Annotated in this window: 16 protein-coding genes and 1 pseudogene; 12 read left to right on the top strand and 5 right to left on the bottom strand. The window is 61.1% G+C overall.

Translation table 11 applies throughout. The annotated features are described in order from the left end of the window. Positions 1–12: 12 nt before the first annotated feature. Genes rsmA through ACZ0AZ_RS06190 form a run of 4 tightly spaced genes read right to left on the bottom strand, consistent with a single transcriptional unit; the run spans position 13 to position 5,912 of the window. The gene (rsmA, locus tag ACZ0AZ_RS06205) at positions 13–831 is read right to left on the bottom strand and encodes a 16S rRNA (adenine(1518)-N(6)/adenine(1519)-N(6))-dimethyltransferase RsmA (RefSeq protein ID WP_041476699.1); all 819 of its coding nucleotides are present in this window, start codon (positions 829–831) and stop codon (positions 13–15) included. Then, the gene (pdxA, locus tag ACZ0AZ_RS06200; protein WP_463538762.1) at positions 828–1,814 is read right to left on the bottom strand and encodes a 4-hydroxythreonine-4-phosphate dehydrogenase PdxA; all 987 of its coding nucleotides are present in this window, start codon (positions 1,812–1,814) and stop codon (positions 828–830) included. Before pdxA ends, rsmA begins: the two co-directional genes overlap by 4 nt. Next, complete coding sequence (surA, locus tag ACZ0AZ_RS06195) at positions 1,814–3,136, bottom strand: peptidylprolyl isomerase SurA (RefSeq protein WP_463537086.1); 1,323 nt, start codon at positions 3,134–3,136, stop codon at positions 1,814–1,816. Before surA ends, pdxA begins: the two co-directional genes overlap by 1 nt. Further along, positions 3,111–5,912, bottom strand: a complete 2,802-nt coding sequence (locus ACZ0AZ_RS06190; RefSeq protein ID WP_129997727.1) for an LPS-assembly protein LptD — start codon at positions 5,910–5,912, stop codon at positions 3,111–3,113. The genes surA and ACZ0AZ_RS06190 overlap by 26 nt, the downstream gene beginning before the upstream one ends. A 130-nt stretch (positions 5,913–6,042) precedes the next feature. Between ACZ0AZ_RS06190 and ACZ0AZ_RS06185 the strand changes: the two are divergent. The 3 genes and pseudogenes from ACZ0AZ_RS06185 (at position 6,043) to ACZ0AZ_RS06175 (ending at position 8,498) form a co-directional block, all read left to right on the top strand. Further along, positions 6,043–7,061 (top strand): annotated as a pseudogene (locus tag ACZ0AZ_RS06185) (aminoglycoside phosphotransferase family protein). Next, positions 7,058–7,729, top strand: a complete 672-nt coding sequence (gene murU / locus ACZ0AZ_RS06180; RefSeq protein WP_129997725.1) for an N-acetylmuramate alpha-1-phosphate uridylyltransferase MurU — start codon at positions 7,058–7,060, stop codon at positions 7,727–7,729. The pseudogene ACZ0AZ_RS06185 and the gene murU overlap by 4 nt, the downstream one beginning before the upstream one ends. Before the next feature lies 1 nt (position 7,730). Then, on the top strand, positions 7,731–8,498 hold the full coding sequence (locus tag ACZ0AZ_RS06175; RefSeq protein ID WP_039757727.1) for a TerB family tellurite resistance protein: 768 nt from the start codon (positions 7,731–7,733) through the stop codon (positions 8,496–8,498). Between the two features lie 123 nt (positions 8,499–8,621). Here the strand turns inward: ACZ0AZ_RS06175 and ACZ0AZ_RS06170 are convergent, their stop codons facing one another. Continuing rightward, entirely contained in the window at positions 8,622–9,608 is a 987-nt protein-coding gene (locus ACZ0AZ_RS06170) for an alpha/beta hydrolase family protein (protein WP_463570935.1), read from the bottom strand. Positions 9,609–9,681: 73 nt separating this feature from the next. Here ACZ0AZ_RS06170 and ACZ0AZ_RS06165 point away from each other — a divergent pair, with 73 nt between their 5' ends. The 9 genes from ACZ0AZ_RS06165 to ACZ0AZ_RS06125 all read left to right on the top strand — a co-directional run bounded on the left by ACZ0AZ_RS06165 (position 9,682) and on the right by ACZ0AZ_RS06125 (position 20,693). Further along, positions 9,682–12,078 (top strand): PAS domain-containing sensor histidine kinase, encoded by a 2,397-nt coding sequence (locus ACZ0AZ_RS06165; RefSeq protein ID WP_463537084.1) that lies wholly within the window; start codon positions 9,682–9,684, stop codon positions 12,076–12,078. An 84-nt stretch (positions 12,079–12,162) separates the two neighbouring features. Further along, positions 12,163–12,792 carry a response regulator gene (locus tag ACZ0AZ_RS06160; RefSeq protein WP_463537083.1) on the top strand — a complete coding sequence of 210 codons (630 nt, stop codon included), beginning with the start codon at positions 12,163–12,165 and terminating at the stop codon, positions 12,790–12,792. A 354-nt stretch (positions 12,793–13,146) separates the two neighbouring features. Beyond that, the gene (locus ACZ0AZ_RS06155) at positions 13,147–14,271 is read left to right on the top strand and encodes an ABC transporter ATP-binding protein (protein ID WP_039757731.1); all 1,125 of its coding nucleotides are present in this window, start codon (positions 13,147–13,149) and stop codon (positions 14,269–14,271) included. Positions 14,272–14,321: 50 nt separating this feature from the next. Beyond that, a complete protein-coding gene (locus ACZ0AZ_RS06150) occupies positions 14,322–15,365 on the top strand; it encodes an ABC transporter substrate-binding protein (protein ID WP_042610425.1) in 1,044 nt (347 codons plus the stop codon). Between the two features lie 277 nt (positions 15,366–15,642). Continuing rightward, positions 15,643–16,890, top strand: coding sequence for an ABC transporter permease (locus ACZ0AZ_RS06145; RefSeq protein WP_310403647.1), 1,248 nt, complete (start codon positions 15,643–15,645; stop codon positions 16,888–16,890). A 12-nt stretch (positions 16,891–16,902) separates the two neighbouring features. Continuing rightward, positions 16,903–17,727, top strand: a complete 825-nt coding sequence (locus ACZ0AZ_RS06140) for an ABC transporter permease (RefSeq protein ID WP_016772909.1) — start codon at positions 16,903–16,905, stop codon at positions 17,725–17,727. Between the two features lie 213 nt (positions 17,728–17,940). Next, entirely contained in the window at positions 17,941–19,089 is a 1,149-nt protein-coding gene (locus ACZ0AZ_RS06135) for an iron-containing alcohol dehydrogenase (RefSeq protein ID WP_463537082.1), read from the top strand. Positions 19,090–19,203: 114 nt separating this feature from the next. Next, entirely contained in the window at positions 19,204–19,878 is a 675-nt protein-coding gene (gene rpe, locus ACZ0AZ_RS06130) for a ribulose-phosphate 3-epimerase (protein ID WP_007918813.1), read from the top strand. Then, positions 19,875–20,693 (top strand): phosphoglycolate phosphatase, encoded by an 819-nt coding sequence (locus ACZ0AZ_RS06125; RefSeq protein WP_041476686.1) that lies wholly within the window; start codon positions 19,875–19,877, stop codon positions 20,691–20,693. The genes rpe and ACZ0AZ_RS06125 overlap by 4 nt, the downstream gene beginning before the upstream one ends. The last annotated feature ends 4 nt before the right edge of the window (positions 20,694–20,697 follow it).

Here is a 20,697-nt window from a genome sequence, read left to right as displayed (position 1 = left end):
GTTCATCGCGGGTCAGTCGGCGGCGGGAGCTGCCGGGACCTGTATCGCGAGCTGGTCGGCCAGACGCACGAATGCGGCCAGATCCAGTTGCTCGGGACGCAGGCTGCCATCGACGCCAGCGGCTTCGATCTCGGCATTGCTGAGCAATTGCTTGAGGGTATTGCGCAAGGTTTTGCGGCGCTGGTTGAAAGCTTCGCGCACCACGCGCTCCAGCAGCTTGTGATCCTTGGCCGGGTGCGGCAGTACCGCGTGGGGCACGAGACGAACGATCGCCGAATCGACTTTCGGCGGCGGATTGAATGCGCCCGGGCCGACGTTGAACAGATGTTCTACACGACAGTGATACTGAACCATGATCGACAGACGACCCCAATCACCGCCACCCGGGCCTGCGGCCAGACGCTCGACCACTTCTTTCTGCAGCATGAAGTGCATGTCGCGAATGATGCCAGCGTTGTTCAGCAGGTGAAAAATCAGCGGCGTGGAGATGTTGTACGGCAGGTTGCCGACTACCCGCAGGCTGTTCGGGGCGGCATTCAGCGTATTGAAGTCGAACTTCAGCGCATCGCCTTGATGCAGATTGAAATTGCTCATGCCAGCAAACTGCTGGTTGAGGATCGGGATCAGATCCTTGTCCAGTTCCACCACGTCGAGTTGCGCGCCAGAGCCAAGCAAACCTTGGGTCAGGGCACCCTGACCGGGGCCGATTTCCAGCAGGCGGTCGTCAGGCTTGGCGTGAATGGAGCGCAGAATGCGGTCGATAACGCCGGCATCGTGGAGGAAGTTCTGACCAAAGCGTTTGCGCGCCTTGTGTTGGTATTGCTCGTTCATAAACGGGTCTCGGCCATCTGGTAGGCGGTTTCCAGGGCGACTTGCAGGCTGCCGGTGTCGATCCTGCCGCTGCCGGCCAGATCCAGGGCGGTGCCATGGTCGACCGAAGTGCGGATGATCGGCAGGCCCAGCGTCACGTTGACGGCAGCGCCGAAGCCCTTGTACTTGAGCACGGGCAAGCCCTGGTCGTGATACATCGCCAGCACTGCGTCGCAGTGCTCCAGATATTTGGGGGTAAACAGAGTGTCGGCAGGCAGCGGGCCACGAAGGTCCATGCCCTCGCCGCGCAGGCGCTCTAATGTCGGTTCGATAATGTCGATTTCTTCATGGCCCAGGTGGCCACCTTCACCGGCGTGCGGGTTGAGGCCGCAGACCAGGATGCGTGGCCGGGCAATGCCGAATTTTTCTTGCAGATCGGTGTGCAGGATTCGCGTCACTCGCTCCAGCCGTTGCGGGGTGATCGCGTCGGCAATCTCGCGCAGAGGCAGATGCGTGGTGACCAGCGCCACGCGCAAACCGCGAGTGGCAAGCATCATCACTACTTGCGCGGTGTGCGTCAGATCAGCGAGGAACTCGGTGTGTCCGGAAAACGCGATGCCGGACTCGTTGATCACGCCTTTGTGCACCGGCGCGGTGATCATTCCGGCGAAGTCGCCGTTCAGGCAGCCATTGCCGGCACGGGTCAAGGTTTCGAGGACGAACGCCGCGTTGGCCTTGTCCAGTTCCCCTGCGACTACCGGTGCGCTGAGCGGAGTGTCCCAGACGTACAGGCTGTTGGTCGGCGCTGGAACATCTGGCCACTGCCCTGGCGCGACATCCAGCAGATTGACGACCAGCCCCAGTTGCGCGGCCCGCTCAAGGAGCAGGTCGCGGCTGGTAATGGCAATCAGGGGATGTGGCTGGGCTTGCGAGGCGAGCAGCAGGCACAGGTCGGGACCGATGCCGGCTGGTTCGCCGGGTGTCAGCGCGAAACGCTTGGGTATCACTGCGCTGCCTGGTCTGCACCAGGGAGTTTTATTTCTACGTACGCTTCGTCACGGATCTGCCGCAGCCAGGTTTGCAGCTCTTCGTCGTATTTGCGGTTGCGCAGTACGGTCATGGCTTGCTGCTCACGGGCCTGTTCGGTGCTGTCGGTGGCGCGACGGCCAAGGACTTCCAGCACGTGCCAGCCGTATTGCGTCTGGAATGGCTTGGACAGCTGACCTTGTGGGGTCTTGGCCATCACCTCGCGGAATTCCGGCACGAGTACGTTCGGGTCGATCCAGTTCAGGTCGCCACCATTGAGCGCGGAACCCGGGTCTTCCGAGTAGTTCTTCGCCAGCTCGGCGAAGTCTTCGCCGGCAGTGATGCGGTCGTACAACGATTGCACCAGTGCCTTGGTCTTGGCTTCGTCGCGGATCGGGCTCGGCTTGACCAGGATGTGGCGCACATGAACCTCGTCGCGCATCTGCGCTTCGCCGCCACGTTTGCCCAGTAGCTTCAGAATGATGAAACCGCCTGGTGTACGTGCAGGTTGGGTGATGTCGCCGACGGCCATGCTGCTCAGTTCACGATCGAAAGGCGGTGGCAGTTGCGCGGCTTTACGCCAGCCCATGTCGCCGCCTTCCAGCGCATTGTCGCTGCCGGACTTGGCAACAGCCATCTGACCGAAGTCGGAGCCTTGCTTGAGCTGCTGGTAAACCTCCATGGCCTGACGCGCGGCGCTCTGAATAGCATCAGAGTTGGCGCTTTCCGGAGTCGGGATCAGGATGTTGGCCAGGTGCAGTTCTTCGGACAGCTGCATTTTGCCCAGGTCGGAGGCGAGGAAGTTTTTCACTTCCTGCTCGGAAACCTGAATACGTTCGGCCACACGACGCTGACGCACACGGCTGATGATCATCTCGCGCTTGATCTGATCACGGGCGTCGTCATAGTTCAGGCCATCGCGAGCGAGCGCAGCACGAAACTGCTCAACAGTCATGTTGTTGCGCTGAGCAATGGTGCCGACAGCCTGGTTCAGCTCTTCGTCAGTAATGCGGATGCCCGAACGTTCGCCGATCTGCAGTTGCAGGTTTTCTACGATCAAACGCTCGAGCACTTGCTGATCGAGCACGCCCGGAGGCGGCAGACCGCCACCGCGCTTGGCGATGGTCTGCTGAACTTCGTGAACGCGCTGGTCCAGTTGGCTCTGCATGACCACGTCGTTGTCGACGATCGCCACCACTTTATCGATGGACTGTACGGCGGCGTTGGCCGCCGTACCCAGGAACAACGCGCCCAGCAGCACCGGGCGCAGACAATCAGAAAGCTTGGTCTTCACGTTCACGATAACCTTGAATGCCTTTGTCGAGGAAGCTCTCTACCTTGGCGCCAGTCAGGCCGCCGAGTCCCTTCAGAACAATTTGGAGGAAGACGCCATGGTCGCCTTTTTCGTTTTGCGGAGCTTCCTGGCTGAACTCGTCATAGGAAACCCAGTAACGGTTGATCAGGCGCAGTTTCCAGCAGCAGTTGTCGTATTCGAAACCACCGAAAGCTTCCAGCGTGCGATTACGGTTGTAGTCGTACTGCCAGCGGCTGATGGCATTCCACTGCGGAACGATCGGCCAGATGACCGAGAAGTCATGCTGCTGGATCTTGTAGTAGTCCTTCACGTAGCCAGGCTGCCCGGGAACGCCGTAGTCACCACCGCCCACCGACCACTGACCGGTGTTCTGGTCATAACGAATCTGATCGTTGCGATAGCGATAGCCGGCATTGATGACCTTGTTCGGGTTGTCGGCTGGCTGGTAGTGGAACATCGCACTGCCGGAGCGCGGGCTGCGGCTGTCCGGGTCCCAGTTGTAGTCGGCTGTGGCGCGCCAGTCGCGGTTCCAGCGGTATTCGTATTCAAGCGCGTATGGCGAGACACTGGATTTGGAATCTTCACGGGTTTTCGCATCGATGCCAGGCAACTGCACTTCGCGATTCTTGAAGTAATAAGCCTGGCCTACGCTGATTTTCTGACGCTCGAAACCGTTGTCTTCGATCCAGCGGCTGGTCACACCCAGTGACAGCTTGTTCTCGTCACCGACACGGTCGGCACCGGTAAAGCGGTTGTCACGGAACAGCGAGGAGTAGCTGAACGTCGTTTCGCTGGTATCGAACACCGGAATATCTTCCTGATCGACCTCAGGGACGTACAGGTAGAACAGGCGTGGTTCCAGAGTCTGGCGATAGTTCTTGCCGAAGTACGAAGTATTTCGGTCGAAGTAGAGGCCACTATCAATGCTGGCGATCGGTACGCCACGATTCTGGTTGCTGTCGAACTTGCCGTAGAGCTTCTGGTTTGCTGGCGACAGCGCATCGATCTGCGCTTTACCGGTGTTGTCCAGATCAAGCTGATATTGGGTGTACTGATATTTCAGCGATGGCTTCAGGAAACCATATGTCCAGCTCATCGGCAGGCTGACGCCCGGCTTCAGATTCAAGCGATCGCCATTGGCACGAGCCAGGCCGGTGATGTTGTTGTCCAGACGCGGCTCGGTGGTAATACCGTCTTCCTGCACAAAGGTGCCGCTTCTCAGATCGCGGTCGAAACGCACCAGCTCGGTCTGATAATCGAAATCGAGGCCTTCTGGATGATACGGCAGCTGACCATTGAAGGTGATCTGCGGCAGACGGCCATACGGTGTGATGTTCGAAACGGTCGCCAGTTGATACTGCTGAGCGTTGAGGCGTGCGGTGTAGCTGTCGCCACGATAAGTGACCGAGCCCTGCTGGTTGACGAAGTCGTCGCTCTTGACGCCGATCTGGTCGGTTTGCAGGTCCTGGAAGTAATACGGATCGCTGATCTTGGTGTAGTCAACCTGGGTCAGCACGCGGGAATCGAGACCGCCCTTGTGCTGCCAGTTGTACATGTAGCGAGTCTCGTTGTAGTCGGACTGGCGCTTGCGATCGTCGTTCTCGTCGTTGAGATACGAGGCACCGAACTGCCCTTCGCTCGACTTGGTCAGGTAACGGAACTCACCCTCCACCAGCATGCCGCGCTTGCTCATGTAACGCGGGTACAACGTGGCGTCGTAGTTAGGCGCCAGGTTGAAGTAGTACGGGGTAACCAGCATGAAGCCGGTGTCGCTGCCCGAACCGATGGTCGGCGGCAGGAAGCCGGACTGGCGACGGTCGTCGATCGGGAAGTAGATGTACGGGGTGTACAGAATCGGGATGTCTTTGACGCGCAACGTCACGTTGGTTGCGGTACCGAAACCGGTCGCCGGGTTCAAGGTGATGTTGTTGCCCTTGAGCTGCCACGCGTTGCTGTTAGGTTCGCACGTGGTGTACGTGCCGTCCTTCAAGCGGATGATCGCGTTTTCGGCACGCTTGGCATACAGCGCGTTACCGCGGATGCGCGATTTGTGCATCACGTATTCGGCGTTGTCGACCTTCGCTTCGCCGGTGTCGAGTTGCACATCGGCGTGGTCGCCGACGATCAGCGCACCGTTGTCGCGGATACGCACGTTGCCGGCCAGTTCGCCACGGCTCTCGGCTTGATACAGGTTGGCCTCGTCGGCTTCGACCTGCATGCTGCCCTGACGCATGACCACGTCTCCGGCGAGGCTGGCGACTTGAGTGTCCTGCTCGTAACGCGACGCTTTGGCACCGATGAAGGTCGGCGCGTCACTTTTATTCGTCTTGTCATTCATGCCAGGACGAATCGGTTCGATATAGGAACCAGAGCAGTAAGGACCAGTCTCGGCCAATTGCGCAGCGGTGAGCTTCTCGCGCGGAACCCAGTCGAGGTGACTGTAGTCTTCGCTACGGGATTTCAGGCCGCGGCCCTTGGACTCAGTGACCAGTGCGGTTTTTGCACCGGTCTCTGCGCCGGAACCGTTGTCGGCCGGGGCCTCGCCAGCAGAGCTGACGGCACTGCCGTCATGCACCGGACGCGGCGGCAATGCCGCGGCGGGCGACTTGGGCGCACAGTCCCAGCCACCCGTAGCCGAGACGGAGCAGTCATACTGCTCGGCGGCAACAACGAATTGACTGGCCAGAGGTTGCATAGCCAGCAGACTGCCGGTTACCAACAACGGAAATTTTTTACGAAACGCGGGGGATTTCAATGCCATCTTATTAGTCCGGGCTTCCTGCGTGCCATCTGCCCGCGGTGTGGGCCGCACGCCTCTCGATGGTCTGAAAAAGATGCTGGATAATAAAGCATGACCCGCTTGACGGCTAGCGCCGTCGGAGACCCTTGCAATGCCTGACCAAGATGTACGCTTGCAACACCTGAAAGTTTGGCTCGATGAGCAGTTGGCAAAGCTGTTTGCCGAACAGGGCTGGGGCACCGTGCCCCCGGCCACGTTGACTGCGGCCAGCAGCGACGCGAGTTTCCGCCGCTACTTCCGTTGGGAGGGCGATGGTCGCAGCTTCGTCGTGATGGACGCGCCGCCCCCCAGGAAAACTGCAAACCGTTCGTGGATATCGCCTTTTTGCTGGCGAAATCCGGAATAAATGTGCCGAAAATTTATGCCGAGGACCTCGAGCGCGGTTTTCTTTTGCTCAATGACCTGGGCAACAAGACCTATCTCGACGTGATCGATGGCGAAAATGCCGACGCGTTATTCCACGATGCCCTGCAAGCGCTGTTGGCTTTTCAACAGTTGCCGATGGTTGCGCCGTTACCTAGTTACGACGTCGCCTTGTTGCGTCGCGAGCTGGAATTGTTTCCCGAGTGGTACGTCAAGCGCGAGCTGGGCATCGAGTTCGATGCGGCTCAGCAGCAACAATGGCAGCACATCAGTGAGCTGCTGATCGACAGCGCGCTCGCGCAGCCGAAAGTGCTGGTGCACCGCGACTACATGCCGCGCAACCTGATGCTCAGCGAGCCCAATCCCGGCGTGCTGGATTTCCAGGACGCGGTATACGGCCCGGTGACCTACGACGTGACTTGCCTGTTCAAGGACGCCTTCCTCAGTTGGCCTGAAGAACGCGTGCGCGGCTGGCTGGAAAGTTATTGGCAGCAAGCCTCGGCGCTGGACATTCCAGTGCAGCCCGACTTCGAAGACTTTCTGCGCGCCAGCGACCTGATGGGCGTGCAGCGTCACCTGAAAGTCATCGGCATCTTCGCGCGCATCTGTCATCGCGACGGCAAGCCGCGTTATCTGGCGGACGTGCCGCGCTTCTTCGCTTATATAGAAGCAGTGATCGCGCGCCGCCCTGAACTGGCGGAGCTGCAAGCGCTGTTCAGCAGCTTGCGTGCTGGAGCGACGGCATGAAGGCAATGATTCTGGCGGCGGGCAAAGGCGAGCGCATGCGCCCGCTGACCCTGACCACGCCGAAACCGCTGGTGCGTGCCGCTGGCGTGCCGCTGATCGAGTATCACCTGCGTGCCCTCGCGGCCGCAGGTTTCAACGAAATCGTCATCAACCACGCCTGGCTCGGTCAGCAGATCGAGGATCATCTGGGTAACGGTTCGCGTTTCGGCCTGAGCATCCAGTACTCGCCGGAGGGCGAGCCGCTGGAAACCGGTGGCGGGATTTTCCGCGCGCTGCCGTTGCTCGGTGACGATGCGTTTCTGGTGGTCAACGGCGACATCTGGACCGATTACGACTTCAGCGTGCTGCACCAGCCGATCAATGGCCTGGCGCATCTGGTGCTGGCGGACAATCCGGCGCATCACCCGAACGGTGATTTCACCCTGATCGACGGCAAAGTGCAGGATGGCGAGCCTGATGCGCAGACCCTTACCTACAGCGGTATCGCCGTGCTGCATCCGCAGTTGTTCGACGGTTGCAGCGATGGCGCTTTCAAACTTGCGCCGCTGCTACGCAACGCCATGGCCAACGGTGAAGTAACGGGCGAGCGCCTGAAGGGGCATTGGGTGGATGTCGGTACCCACGAGCGCCTGGCCGAAGCCGAAGCCTTGATAGAAGCGAGTCGCTGAGATGCTGTGGCCAGGGACTCTGATTGGGGCCGGAGTGGGGTATGCGATTGCCAGCATTCCGGGGGCCATGCTTGGGGCGTTGTTGGGGCAGGCGCTGGATCGGCGCTTGCATTTGCAGAGCTGGGGACACTTACGTGAAAAGCTCGGCGGCCGGCCGATGCTGCGCAACGATGAACTGCTGTTCGTGTTGCTCGGGCGTCTGGCCAAGAGTGACGGGCGCGTCACTGACGGGCATATCCAGCAGGCCCGCAATGAAATGCGTGCGCTGGAGATGAGCGAGCCGGCGACTCGACGGGCCATCGCGGCGTTCAATCGCGGCAAGTCCGGCAGCGATAATCTGCGCGGCTATCTGCGCCGGTTAAGTACTCAGCCCCATGCCGCCGAAGGCGTTTTGCGTGCCTGCTGGCGCATGGTCTGGGCCGATGGTCGCGCTGGTGTCAGCGAACGTGAGTTACTGGCGCAGTGGGGCAAATGGCTGGGCTGGACGCCGCAGCAGGTGCAAGCGCTGGCCAGCGATTATGAGCCGGGCAAGCGGCCGATCGTCAGTGCGGCGGTGAGCTATCAGGAGGCGATGAAATTGCTTGGGGTGTCGGCGAGCAGCGAGCCGGCACAGATCAAGCGCGCCTACCGGCGATTGCTCAGTCGCCATCACCCGGACAAGATCGCCGGCAGCGGCGCGACGCCGGCACAGGTGCGTGAGGCGACCGAGCGGACGCGGGAATTGCATAGCGCTTATACGCTGATTCGCGAGCGGCGGGATTTTCGCTAGGCGTTAGAGGGTTGTTGTTTGTGCGGCCCTCTTCGCGAGCAGGCTCGCTCCCACATTGAATTTTGCATAGATCCAATGTGGGAGCGAGCCCGCTCGCGAATTAAGGGCGACTCGGTGGAAGAGTCAGTCAACAGCCTGAGGATTCAACCAGCCCCGCACCCGCCGAACCAGCTGTTCCTGCTCAGCTTTCTTGTCCGGCAACACCTTCAGCGCCACCTGGCTGAACGCTGAGGTCTTCAGACGCTTGCTCGCTTGCATGCGCTCCAGCGCCGCGTTGCGATCCAGCGCTTTGTCCATATAAAAAATATCCACCGTCGGCAGCTTCAGCGTCGGCGTCAGTTCGGCGAGTGGCGGCAGGGCTTTGACCGGTGCTTGCGCGTCAACAATGACCAGTTTTTCCACCTGAGGCGTTTGTCGCTCGCTGAGAAAACGCGCCGCCCAGTAGGCGCCGGTGCCATGACCGAGCACGACAATGCTGCGCGCGCTTTGCTGTTCGGCGTGGGCAATCGCTGCGTCGATTCGCCCGAAAATGCGATCGGCATCGGCTTTGGCCTGTTCTTCGCCGGTCTCGGTCACCACCTGTTCGGCAACTTCCGCTTCACCGCCAGCGGCTTGTTCGATCGGTTGCGCGGTGGTGGCGTCCTTGCTTGTAGTTTCCGGGGCTTTCGGCGCGGCGGCCGGTTCGATCACGCGCGGGGCGATAGCGTCGCCTTGCAGGTCCGGCAGGGTAATGCTCAGGCTGCTCCACTCGGCATCCGGCAATTTGCGTCGCAACGGGCCGACTGCCTGCGGCCAGTCAGCGGTTTCGCCGGTGCCGGGAACGATGATCACCGCGCCTTTGGGCTCGGCGCTGTTGGCCGGTTTCCACAGGGCGAGGAAGGTGTCGCTGCCAGCCTGCAGTTGTTGCTGCTCTTGCGCCGGCAGTTTACGTTGCAGTGCGGCGGCCTCTTCCTGACTACGCTCAAGCAGTGGCTGGCGCTCGGCCGGTTTTTCTTCGGCGGGTTTATCCGTGGCGGCAGGCGCCGGGTCGGCGGCTTCGACGGAAAACGCACAAGGCAGGATCAGCGACAGGCACAATGCTGGCAGTGCCAGGCGGTAGACAGAGGGCATCGGTTATTCCAGGCCAGAAAGTATCCCGGCAGCCTAATGGGTTGGTCAGAATTTGTCAGTGTATGAGACTTCAATGAAGCGATTTTGCTGCCTGTGGGTTATCGGCTGTTTGTGGTTTCCCTTGATGGGCTGGGCGGCGCCTGCGCCACCGGATCATGCCGCGCAATTGTCGCCAGAGCAGCAGCAATGGCTGGCGCAGCACAACGAATTGCGCGTCGGCCTGGTCTTGCAAGCACCCTACGCAACCTACGATCGGCGCTTGCAGCGATTGTCCGGGGCCAATGTCGAGTTGATGAAACTGCTGGCCAAAACCCTCGGCGTGGAACTGAGCTGGCGTAACTTTCAGGATATCGGGGCATTGGAAAGCGCTTTGCGCGAGGGTGAAATCGACATCGCCCCGGGCCTGAGCCAGACTCCCAGCGCGCTGCGCCTCTGGCAGTTTTCCGACCCGTACATGCGCGTGCCGCAATTGGTGGTCAGCGATCAGAAAAGCAGCGGCGCGGTCGATCTGGAAAAACTCGACAGCCAGACCCGCGTCGCCGTGCGCATGCCGAGCAGCACCGCCGATTACCTGCGCAGCAACTATCCGCACTTGAATCTGCAAGGCGTGCCGCTGGAACGTCAGGCCTTGCAACTGCTGTTGAGTCAGCAAGCCTCCTACGCGGTGGTCGACGAAGCGCAGTTGGGCCGGCTGTCGGTGGAGCCGGAATTTGCCGAACTGGTAGTGGTCGGCGATATCGGCCTGCCGCAGTTGCTGCGTGTGGCCTCGCGGCGCGATTGGCCGGAACTGGCCGGCATCGTCCAGAGCGCCTTGCGCGCGATCCCGGCCAAGGATCTGGAACAATTGCACAACCAATGGCTACAGCCGAAATACCCGCGGCTGACCGAATCGCCGGGATTCTGGCAGAACCTCAGCCTGTTGTTTGCGGTGATGCTGCTCAGTTGCGCGGCGATCGTGGTCTGGCAGCGGCGCCAACAGCACAGCCTCGAACAACGCCTGCGCAGCGCCCGCGAAGACATTGCGTTGCGCGCGGCCAGTGAAGAGGCGCTGCGGCTGACACAGTTTTCCATCGACCAAAGCACCGTCGGCATTCTTTGGGTCAATTGGGACAGCCATGTGCGTTACGCCAACCGCGCGGCGGAAAACATGCTCGGCTATCCCTCGGGCGGGCTGATCGAACGGCCGCTGATCGATTTCGAGCCCGGCCTGCACATGGATCGCTGGCTCAATCTGTGGAAGCGTGCACGGGCCAGTGAAGAAGGGCCGCTGAGCTTCGAAACCAGCTGCCTGCGTGCCGATGGCAGCGTGTTGCCGGCTGACGTTTCCCTGAGCTTCCTGCGTTTTCGCGACAGTGAATATCTGGTGGTCTACCTCACCGATGTCACCGACCGTCGCCGTGCGCTCGCCGCGCTGCAGGAAAGCGAGGCGCGTTTGCAAGGCATCGCCGCCAACGTCCCGGGTCTGGTGTTCAGGCTGGAGCGGGCACCGGTCACTGGGCAGATCGACTTTGCCTATATCAGCGAAGGCAGCGAAAGTCTGGTCGGTTATGCGCCGGCAGCCATCGCCCATCGCGACATGGGCCTGCGCAGTCTGGTGCATCCCGACGACAAGGCCAGTTATCACCGCACCCAGGATCAGGCGCTGGACACCGACAGCGACTGGTCATGGCAGGGGCGCATCGTCACGCGCCAGGGCGAGCAGCGCTGGGCCGAGATCAAGGCGATCACCCGCCAGTTGGAGGACGGCGCCTATGTGTGGGACGGCATCGTCTGGGACATCAGCGAAAGCAAACGCATCGAGCTGGAACTGGCGGCCTCGCGCGAGCAACTGCGCGAACTGTCGGCGCACCTGGAAAGCGTGCGTGAAGAAGAGAAGGCGCGCATCGCCCGGGAAGTTCATGATGAGTTGGGACAAATGCTCACCGTGCTGAAACTGGAGACGTCGATGTGCGAACTGGCCTACGCGCAACTCGACCCGGGTCTCAACGAGCGGCTCAACAGCATGAAACGCCTGATCGCGCAGTTGTTTCAGCTGGTGCGCGATGTGGCGACGGCGTTGCGCCCGCCGATTCTCGATGCCGGGATTGCCTCGGCGATCGAGTGGCAGGCACGGCGCTTCGAGGCGCGCACGCAGATACCGTGTCTGGTGCAGGTGCCGGATAACCTGCCGGCGCTCAGCGACGCCAAGGCGGTGGGGCTGTTCCGGATTTTGCAGGAAGCGCTGACCAACGTGATGCGCCATGCTCAGGCGCATACGGTGGAATTGACGCTGGCGCTTGCGGGCGATGAATTGTGTCTGACCGTCAGCGATGATGGCGTAGGATTTGTCGCCGCCGAGGGTCGGCCGACGTCGTTTGGTCTGGTCGGCATGCGTGAGCGAGTGTTGATCATGGGCGGGCGGCTGGAGCTGGTGAGTGAGCCGGGGGAGGGCACCAGTCTGGTGGTGCGAGTGCCGGTGCGTGAGGTCTGAAAGTCTGTGGTGTTTGGGCTGACGCTATCGCGAGCAGGCTCACTCCTACAGGGATTGGTGTGTACCTGAAATCTGGAGAAGAACGTGATCCGTGTACTGGTAGCCGAAGACCACACCATCGTCCGTGAAGGCATCAAGCAATTGATCGGCCTGGCCAAGGATCTGCAAGTGGTGGGGGAGGCGAGCAATGGTGAGCAACTGCTGGAGACTCTGCGCATCGTGCCTTGCGAGGTGGTGTTGCTGGACATCTCCATGCCCGGCGTCAATGGCCTGGAAGCGATCCCGCGTATCCGGGCGCTGAACAATCCGCCGGCGATTCTGGTGCTGTCGATGCACGACGAAGCGCAAATGGCCGCGCGAGCCTTGAAGGTCGGCGCCGCCGGGTATGCGACCAAGGACAGCGACCCGGCGCTGCTGCTCACGGCGATTCGCAAAGTCGCGGCGGGTGGGCGTTACATTGACCCGGAACTGGCCGACCGCATGGTCTTCGAAGTCGGCCTGACCGATACCCGGCCGCTGCATTCGCTGCTGTCGGAACGCGAATTCTCGGTGTTCGAGCGCCTGGCACAAGGCGCCAACGTCAACGACATCGCCCAGCAACTGGCCTTGAGCAGCAAGACCATCAGCACGCACAAGGCGCGGCTGATGCAGAAGCTCAACATCACCTCGCTGGCCGAGCTGGTGAAATATGCGATGGAGCACAAACTCCTCTAAAAATCACCGCGGTCAAAACTGTGGGAGCGGGCTTGCTCGCGAAAGCGCTGTACCAGTCGCCGAATGAGTTGAATGACCCACCGCATTCGCGAGCAAGCCCGCTCCCACAAGGGATGTGCTTTGAGGCCGGCATCTTGGGCATATCTGTTAGCGACAAACGCTTTTGCCTGTTCTTGCCGCTTGCAGCTTGCCCCTTGCCGCTGCGTTTGCCCAAACGCGCCATCCTTGTAGGGCAATCCCTACCCCCAGCCTTCCATTACGCTTAAGCGATTCTCTCCTGCGCCCCGATTTGCGTGGCTGGCGCCAGCCACTAGGCTTGATGAACAAGCAGTCATCAACAACAAAGGTGTGGGTATGAGCCAGGTCGATACAAACGCAGGGACCGGTGATGTGCTGGTCAGCTTTCGTGGTGTGCAGAAGAGCTACGACGGCGAGAACCTGATCGTCAAAGACCTCAACCTGGACATTCGCAAAGGCGAATTCCTCACCCTGCTCGGGCCGTCCGGTTCGGGCAAGACCACCAGCCTGATGATGCTCGCCGGATTCGAGACGCCGACCGCCGGCGAGATACTGCTGGCCGGGCGTTCGATCAACAACGTGCCGCCGCACAAGCGCGACATCGGCATGGTGTTCCAGAATTACGCGCTGTTCCCGCATATGACCGTTGCCGAAAACCTCGCTTTTCCGCTGTCCGTGCGTGGCCTGAACAAAAGCGACGTCAGCGAGCGGGTGAAGAAAGTCCTCAGCATGGTTCAGCTCGATGCCTTCGCCTCGCGTTATCCGGCGCAGCTGTCCGGTGGTCAGCAGCAGCGTGTGGCACTGGCACGCGCGCTGGTGTTCGAGCCGCAACTGGTGTTGATGGACGAGCCGCTCGGCGCACTCGACAAACAACTGCGTGAACACATGCAGATGGAGATCAAGCACCTGCACCAGCGCCTCGGCGTGACCGTCGTCTACGTGACTCACGACCAAGGCGAAGCGCTGACCATGTCCGATCGCGTTGCCGTGTTCCATCAGGGCGAGATCCAGCAGATCGCGCCGCCGCGCACGCTTTACGAAGAGCCGAAAAACACCTTTGTCGCCAACTTCATCGGCGAGAACAACCGTCTCAACGGCCGCCTGCTCAGCCAGAGCGGCGAGCGTTGCGTGGTCGAACTGGGCCGTGGCGAAAAGGTCGAGGCGCTGGCGGTCAACGTCGGCCAGACCGGCGAGCCAGTGACCCTGTCGATCCGTCCGGAGCGCGTCAGTCTCAACGGTTCGAGCGATCAATGCGTCAACCGCTTCTCAGGGAGGGTGGCGGAATTCATCTATCTGGGCGACCACGTCCGGGTGCGCCTGGAAGTCTGCGGCAAGACCGACTTCTTCGTGAAGCAACCGATTGCCGAGCTCGATCCCGCGCTCGCTGTCGGCGACGTGGTTCCGCTTGGCTGGCAGGTCGAGCACGTTCGCGCACTTGATCCGCTTTTAGAGGCGCACTAAGCGCCCCGGCAATACCAACACACCAATCCTGCACGTGGAGAGAACAATAAATGTTGAGATCCCTGAAGTTCACCGCCCTGACTCTGGGCCTGATGGGTGCGACCGGCGCGATGGCCGCCGGCCCGGACTTGACCGTGGTGTCGTTTGGCGGGGCGAACAAGGCGGCGCAAGTCAAAGCCTTCTATGCACCCTGGGAAGCGGCGGGTAACGGCAAGATCGTTGCCGGTGAATACAACGGCGAGATGGCCAAGGTCAAAGCCATGGTCGACACCAAGAGCGTGTCCTGGGACCTGGTCGAAGTTGAATCGCCAGAGCTGTCCCGTGGTTGCGACGAAGACATGTTCGAGCAGCTTGATCCTGCGCTGTTCGGCAAGAGCGAAGACTACGTCAAGGGCGCCATTCAGCCGTGCGGCGTAGGTTTCTTCGTCTGGTCGACCGTGCTGGCTTACAACGCCGACAAGCTGAAAACCGCACCGACCAGTTGGGCGGATTTCTGGGACACGAAGAAATTCCCGGGCAAGCGCGGCCTGCGCAAAGGCGCCAAGTACACCCTCGAATTCGCGCTGATGGCCGATGGTGTGGCGCCGAAAGACGTCTACAAGGAGCTGGCGAGCAAGGGCGGCCAGGATCGGGCGTTCAAGAAACTCGATGAGCTCAAGCCAAGCATTCAGTGGTGGGAAGCCGGTGCCCAACCGCCGCAATACCTCGCTTCCGGCGACGTGGTAATGAGTTCGGCCTACAACGGTCGCATCGCTGCGGTGCAGAAAGAATCCAACCTGAAAGTCGTGTGGAACGGCGGCATCTACGACTTCGACGCCTGGGCCATCCCGAAAGGCCTGGACGCCAAGCGCGCGGAAGCGGCGAAGAAATTCATCGCCTTCTCGGTGCAGCCGCAGCAGCAGAAGACCTACTCGGAAAACATCGCCTACGGCCCGGCCAACACCCAGGCTGTGCCGCTGCTGGCCAAGGATGTCCTGAAGGACATGCCAACCACCCCGGAAAACATCGCCAACCAGGTGCAGATCGACGTCAGCTTCTGGGCTGACAACGGCGAGCAACTGGAACAGCGCTTCAATTCCTGGGCGGCGAAATAACCACTGTTTTACCTGTATTGAGATGGCAAGGGCGCTTTTGTGGCGAGGGGATTTATCCCCGTCGGGTTGCGAAGCAGCCCCGAAGCCATACCCGCTCGGTGGGTCAGGTAAACCGCATTCTCAGGTTTTACGACTGCTGCGCAGCCGAACGGGGATAAATCCCCTCGCCACAAAGGTTCGCTGCCACAGAAAGGCTCGCTCCCACAGGTAGCAGTGTTTCAACGCAACAGAGGTGGTTCGCCACCTCTGTAACGATCAAAGATTTGCGGAGTACGTCATGGCCATCGCCGTTCCCCTGAACGAGGGCGCCAGCCCCACCTTGAAGCAGAAGCTCAAGCGCGCCGAGCGGGTCAACCGCTGGAAGGCTCAAGCGCTGATTGCGCCGCTGGTGCTGTTTCTACTGCTGGTGTTTCTGGTGCCGATCGTGGCGCTGCTCTACAAAAGCGTCGGCAACCCGGAAGTGGTTGGCGGCATGCCGCGCACTGTCACCGCCATCGCCAGTTGGGACGGCCGTGGTCTGCCCGCCGAGCCGGTGTACAAGGCGGCCAGCGAAGACCTCGCCGAAGCCCGTAAAAACCAGACGCTGGGCGATCTGTCCAAGCGCTTGAACATGGAGTTGGCCGGCTACCGCAGCCTGCTGACCAAAACCGCCCGGGCGCTGCCGTTCGCCAGCGAACCGGCCTCTTATAAAGAAGCGCTGGAAGCGCTCGACGAACGCTGGGGCGATCCGGCTTATTGGCAAGCGGTGAAACGCAACACCAGCAGCACCACTCCGTATTACCTGCTGGCGGCGGTCGATCACCGTATTGATGATCTCGGCGAACTGGCCCCGGCCACCCCGGATCAGGCGATCTACCTCGACATCTTCGCCCGCACCTTCTGGATGGGCTTAGTCATCACCGTGATCTGCCTGTTGCTCGCCTATCCATTGGCTTATCTGCTGGCGAACCTGCCTTCGCGCCAAAGCAACCTGCTGATGATCCTGGTGCTGCTGCCGTTCTGGACCTCGATTCTGGTGCGGGTTGCAGCCTGGATCGTGCTGCTGCAATCCGGCGGTCTGATCAACAGTGCGCTGCTGGCCATGGGCATCATCGATAAACCGCTGGAACTGGTGTTCAACCGCACCGGCGTTTACATCTCGATGGTGCACATCCTGCTGCCGTTCATGATTCTGCCGATCTACAGCGTGATGAAAGGCATCTCGCCGACCTACATGCGCGCGGCGATTTCCCTCGGTTGCCATCCTTTCGCCAGCTTCTGGCGGGTGTACTTCCCGCAGACCTATGCTGGTGTCGGCGCCGGCTGCCTGTTGGTGTTCATCCTCGCCATCGGCTACTACATCACCCCGGCGCTGCTCGGCAGCCCGAACGACCAAATGGTCAGCTACTTCGTCGCCTTCTACACCAACACCAGCATCAACTGGGGCATGGCCACCGCGCTCGGCGGGCTGCTGTTGCTGGCGACCGTGGTGCTTTATCTGATCTACAGCTGGCTGGTCGGCGCCAGTCGCCTGCGCCTGAGCTAAGGGGAATTTGCGATGCTGAGTCCTTACATGTCGCCCATCGAACGGGTGTGGTTCTACAGCCTGCGGATTCTCTGCGGCCTGATCCTGTTGTTTCTGATCCTGCCGGTGCTGGTGATTATTCCGCTGTCGTTCAACTCGGGGAGTTTTCTGGTCTATCCGCTGCAGGGTTTCTCGCTGCAGTGGTATCACGACTTCTTCGCCTCGGCGGAATGGATGCGCGCACTGAAAAACAGCATCATCGTCGCCCCGGCGGCGACGGTGCTGGCGATGATCTTCGGTACGCTGGCGGCGATCGGCCTGACCCGTGGCGACTTCCCCGGCAAGTCGCTGGTGATGGCGCTGGTGATCTCGCCGATGGTGGTGCCGGTGGTGATCATCGGCGTGGCGAGTTATCTGTTCTTCGCGCCGTTGGGACTGGGCAACAGCTTCTTTTCGCTGATTGTCGTGCACGCGGTGCTGGGCGTGCCGTTTGTGATCATCACGGTTTCGGCGACGTTGCAGGGTTTCAATCACAATCTGGTGCGTGCCGCTGCGAGTCTCGGCGCTTCACCGCTGACGGCGTTCCGCCGGGTGACCTTGCCGCTGATTGCGCCGGGGGTGATTTCCGGGGCGCTGTTTGCCTTTGCGACGTCGTTCGATGAAGTGGTGGTAACGCTGTTTCTTGCCGGGCCCGAGCAGGCGACATTGCCTCGGCAGATGTTCAGCGGCATTCGCGAGAACCTCAGCCCTACGATTGCCGCTGCGGCGACGTTGCTGATTGCTTTCTCCGTCATTCTGCTTCTGACCCTTGAATGGCTGCGCGGGCGTAGCGAGAAACTGCGTACCGCGCAGGTCTGACACCAGCCCCTCTGCCGGAACCGAATCGTCCTCTGTAGGAGCTGCCGAAGGCTGCGATCTTTTGATTTTGCTTTTAGATCAAGATCAAAAGATCGCAGCCTTCGGCAGCTCCTACAGGTTATCCGTTGGTCATTCATGACCTGAATAGCAGACAACCCCAAATCCCCAGCTAATCTTGTGCCCAGCTCCCACATCTATAAGAGGCTGCGCACCATGAGTCTGTCCCAGTTCAAAATCGCTCACAAATTGATCACCGGCGCCGCAGCCATCGAGCAACTGACGGCGGAGCTCACGCGCCTTGATGTCGACAACCCGCTGATCGTCACCGACGCGGCGCTGGTCAAGTCCGGCACCGTCGAGCTGGCGCTGGTGCAACTCGGCGGGCGCGAGTACGAGATTTTCGACCGTGTGCTGCCCGATCCGGAAATCGCCATCGTCGAAGACTGCATGCGCGCCTACCGCGAGGGCGGGCATGACGGTTTGATCGGCCTTGGCGGAGGCAGCGCCATCGACATTGCCAAGAGTGTCGCCGCCTACGCCGGTTACCACGGCGCGCTGGAAGATCTGTTCGGCGTCGATCAGGTGCCGCGCAAAGGCCCGCCGCTGATTGCCATTCCGACCACCGCCGGCACTGGCTCTGAAGTCACCAACGTGGCGATTCTTTCGGACAAGGTCGCGCAGTTGAAGAAAGGCATCGTCAGCGACTATCTGCTGCCGGACGTGGCGCTGGTCAGTCCGCAAATGACCCTGACCTGTCCGCGCAGCGTCACCGCCGCCAGTGGTGTCGATGCACTGGTGCACGCCATTGAATCCTATCTGTCGGTGAATGCCTCGCCGATCACCGACTCCCTCGCCATTGGCGCGATCAAGTTGATCGCCAGCGCCTTGCCCAAGGCCTACGCCAACGGTGCCAACTTGCAAGCGCGCGAAGACATGGCCACCGCCAGCCTGATGGCCGGCATGGCGTTCGGTAACGCCGGGGTGGGTGCGGTGCATGCGCTGGCGTATCCGCTGGGCGGGCGCTTCAACATTGCCCACGGCGTCAGCAACGCCTTGCTGCTGCCCTATGTGATGACCTGGAACAAAATGGCCTGCGTCGAACGCATGCAGGATATTGCCGAAGCCATGGGTGTGAAGACCGCTCATCTGAGCGTCAGCGAAGCTGCGGACAAAGCCGTGCAGGCCATGACCGACCTGTGCGCGGCGGTGGAAATCCCTGCCGGGCTGCGCAGTTTCGGCGTGCCGGAGGAAGCGATCCCGGCGATGGCCGTGGAGGCCGCCGGCATCGAGCGGCTGATGCGCAACAACCCGCGCAAACTCAGCGCCGGCGATATCGAGAAGATCTACCGCGCGGCTTACTGAGGCGCGGTCGCTGAGGGCTCATGGCACAACCCAATCATCGCGGTCACGGTGCGCGCGTGGAAACTTGAGGTATACAATGCGCGCCATCGTGATTTAGCTCAGCACAGGTGCGTCATGCAGCCCTTCGTAATTGCTCCGTCGATCCTCTCCGCCGACTTCGCCCGCCTCGGCGAGGAAGTGGACAACGTTCTCGCCGCCGGCGCCGACTTCGTCCACTTCGATGTCATGGACAACCACTACGTACCGAACCTGACGATCGGCCCGATGGTCTGCGCGGCGCTGCGCAAGTACGGCGTCACCGCGCCGATCGACGCGCACCTGATGGTCAGCCCGGTGGACCGCATCGTCGGCGACTTCATTGAAGCCGGCGCGACCTACATCACCTTCCACCCCGAAGCTACTTTGCACGTCGATCGCTCGCTGCAGCTGATCCGTGAAGGCGGCTGCAAGTCCGGCCTGGTGTTCAATCCGGCGACTCCGCTGGACGTGCTCAAGTACGTGATCGACAAGGTCGACATGGTCCTGCTGATGAGCGTCAACCCGGGCTTCGGCGGGCAGAAGTTCATTCCCGGCACCCTCGACAAGCTGCGTGAAGCGCGCGCCATCATCGATGCCTCGGGCCGCGACATCCGTCTGGAAATCGACGGCGGCGTCAACGTCAACAATATCCGCGAAATCGCCGCTGCCGGCGCTGACACCTTCGTCGCCGGTTCGGCCATTTTCAACGCGCCGAACTATCAGGAAGTCATCGACAAGATGCGTTCCGAACTGGCACTGGCACGCCCATGAGCGGTTTTGAGCAGTTGTTCCCGGGGCAACTGCCACGGTTGGTGATGTTCGATCTGGATGGCACGCTGATCGATTCGGTTCCCGACCTGGCGGCGGCGGTGGACACCATGCTGCTCTCCCTCGGCCGTCCGCCGGCGGGCATCGAAGCAGTGCGCGAATGGGTCGGCAATGGCGCGCCGGTGCTGGTGCGTCGGGCCTTGGCCGGTGGCATCGATCATTCGGCTGTGGATGACGCTGAAGCCGAGCGCGCATTGGAGATTTTCATGGAGGCGTACGGCGCCAGCCATGAGCTGACCGTGGTCTATCCCGGTGTGCGCGACACGCTCAAGTGGCTGCACAAGCAAGGCGTGGCCATGGCGCTGATCACCAACAAGCCCGAGCGCTTCGTCGCGCCGCTGCTCGATCAGATGAAGATCGGCCGCTACTTCAAGTGGATCATCGGCGGCGATACCCTGCCGCAGAAGAAGCCTGACCCGGCGGCGCTGTTTTTCGTAATGAAAATGGCCAACATTCCGGCCTCGCAATCGTTGTTCGTCGGCGACTCGCGCAGCGATGTGCAGGCGGCGAAAGCAGCAGGGGTCAAGTGTGTGGCGCTGAGTTATGGCTACAACCATGGCCGGCCGATTGCCGAGGAATCGCCGGCACTGGTGATCGACGATTTGCGCAAACTAATTCCCGGTTGCCTGGATCTGGCCGGTGGGATAACGTTGCCCGACGCTGTTCAACCCCCTTCTGGAAACGCCATCGTGGTGGTCACCCGCAAACTCTGGATGAAAGTCATCAAGGCCCTGGCCCGCTGGCGTTGGCGCGCCTGACTGA

This window comes from Pseudomonas sp. AC239, from assembly GCF_979258545.1.
Note: the sequence above shows the minus strand (reverse complement) of the source record. Positions and strands in the feature narration are given on the sequence as shown.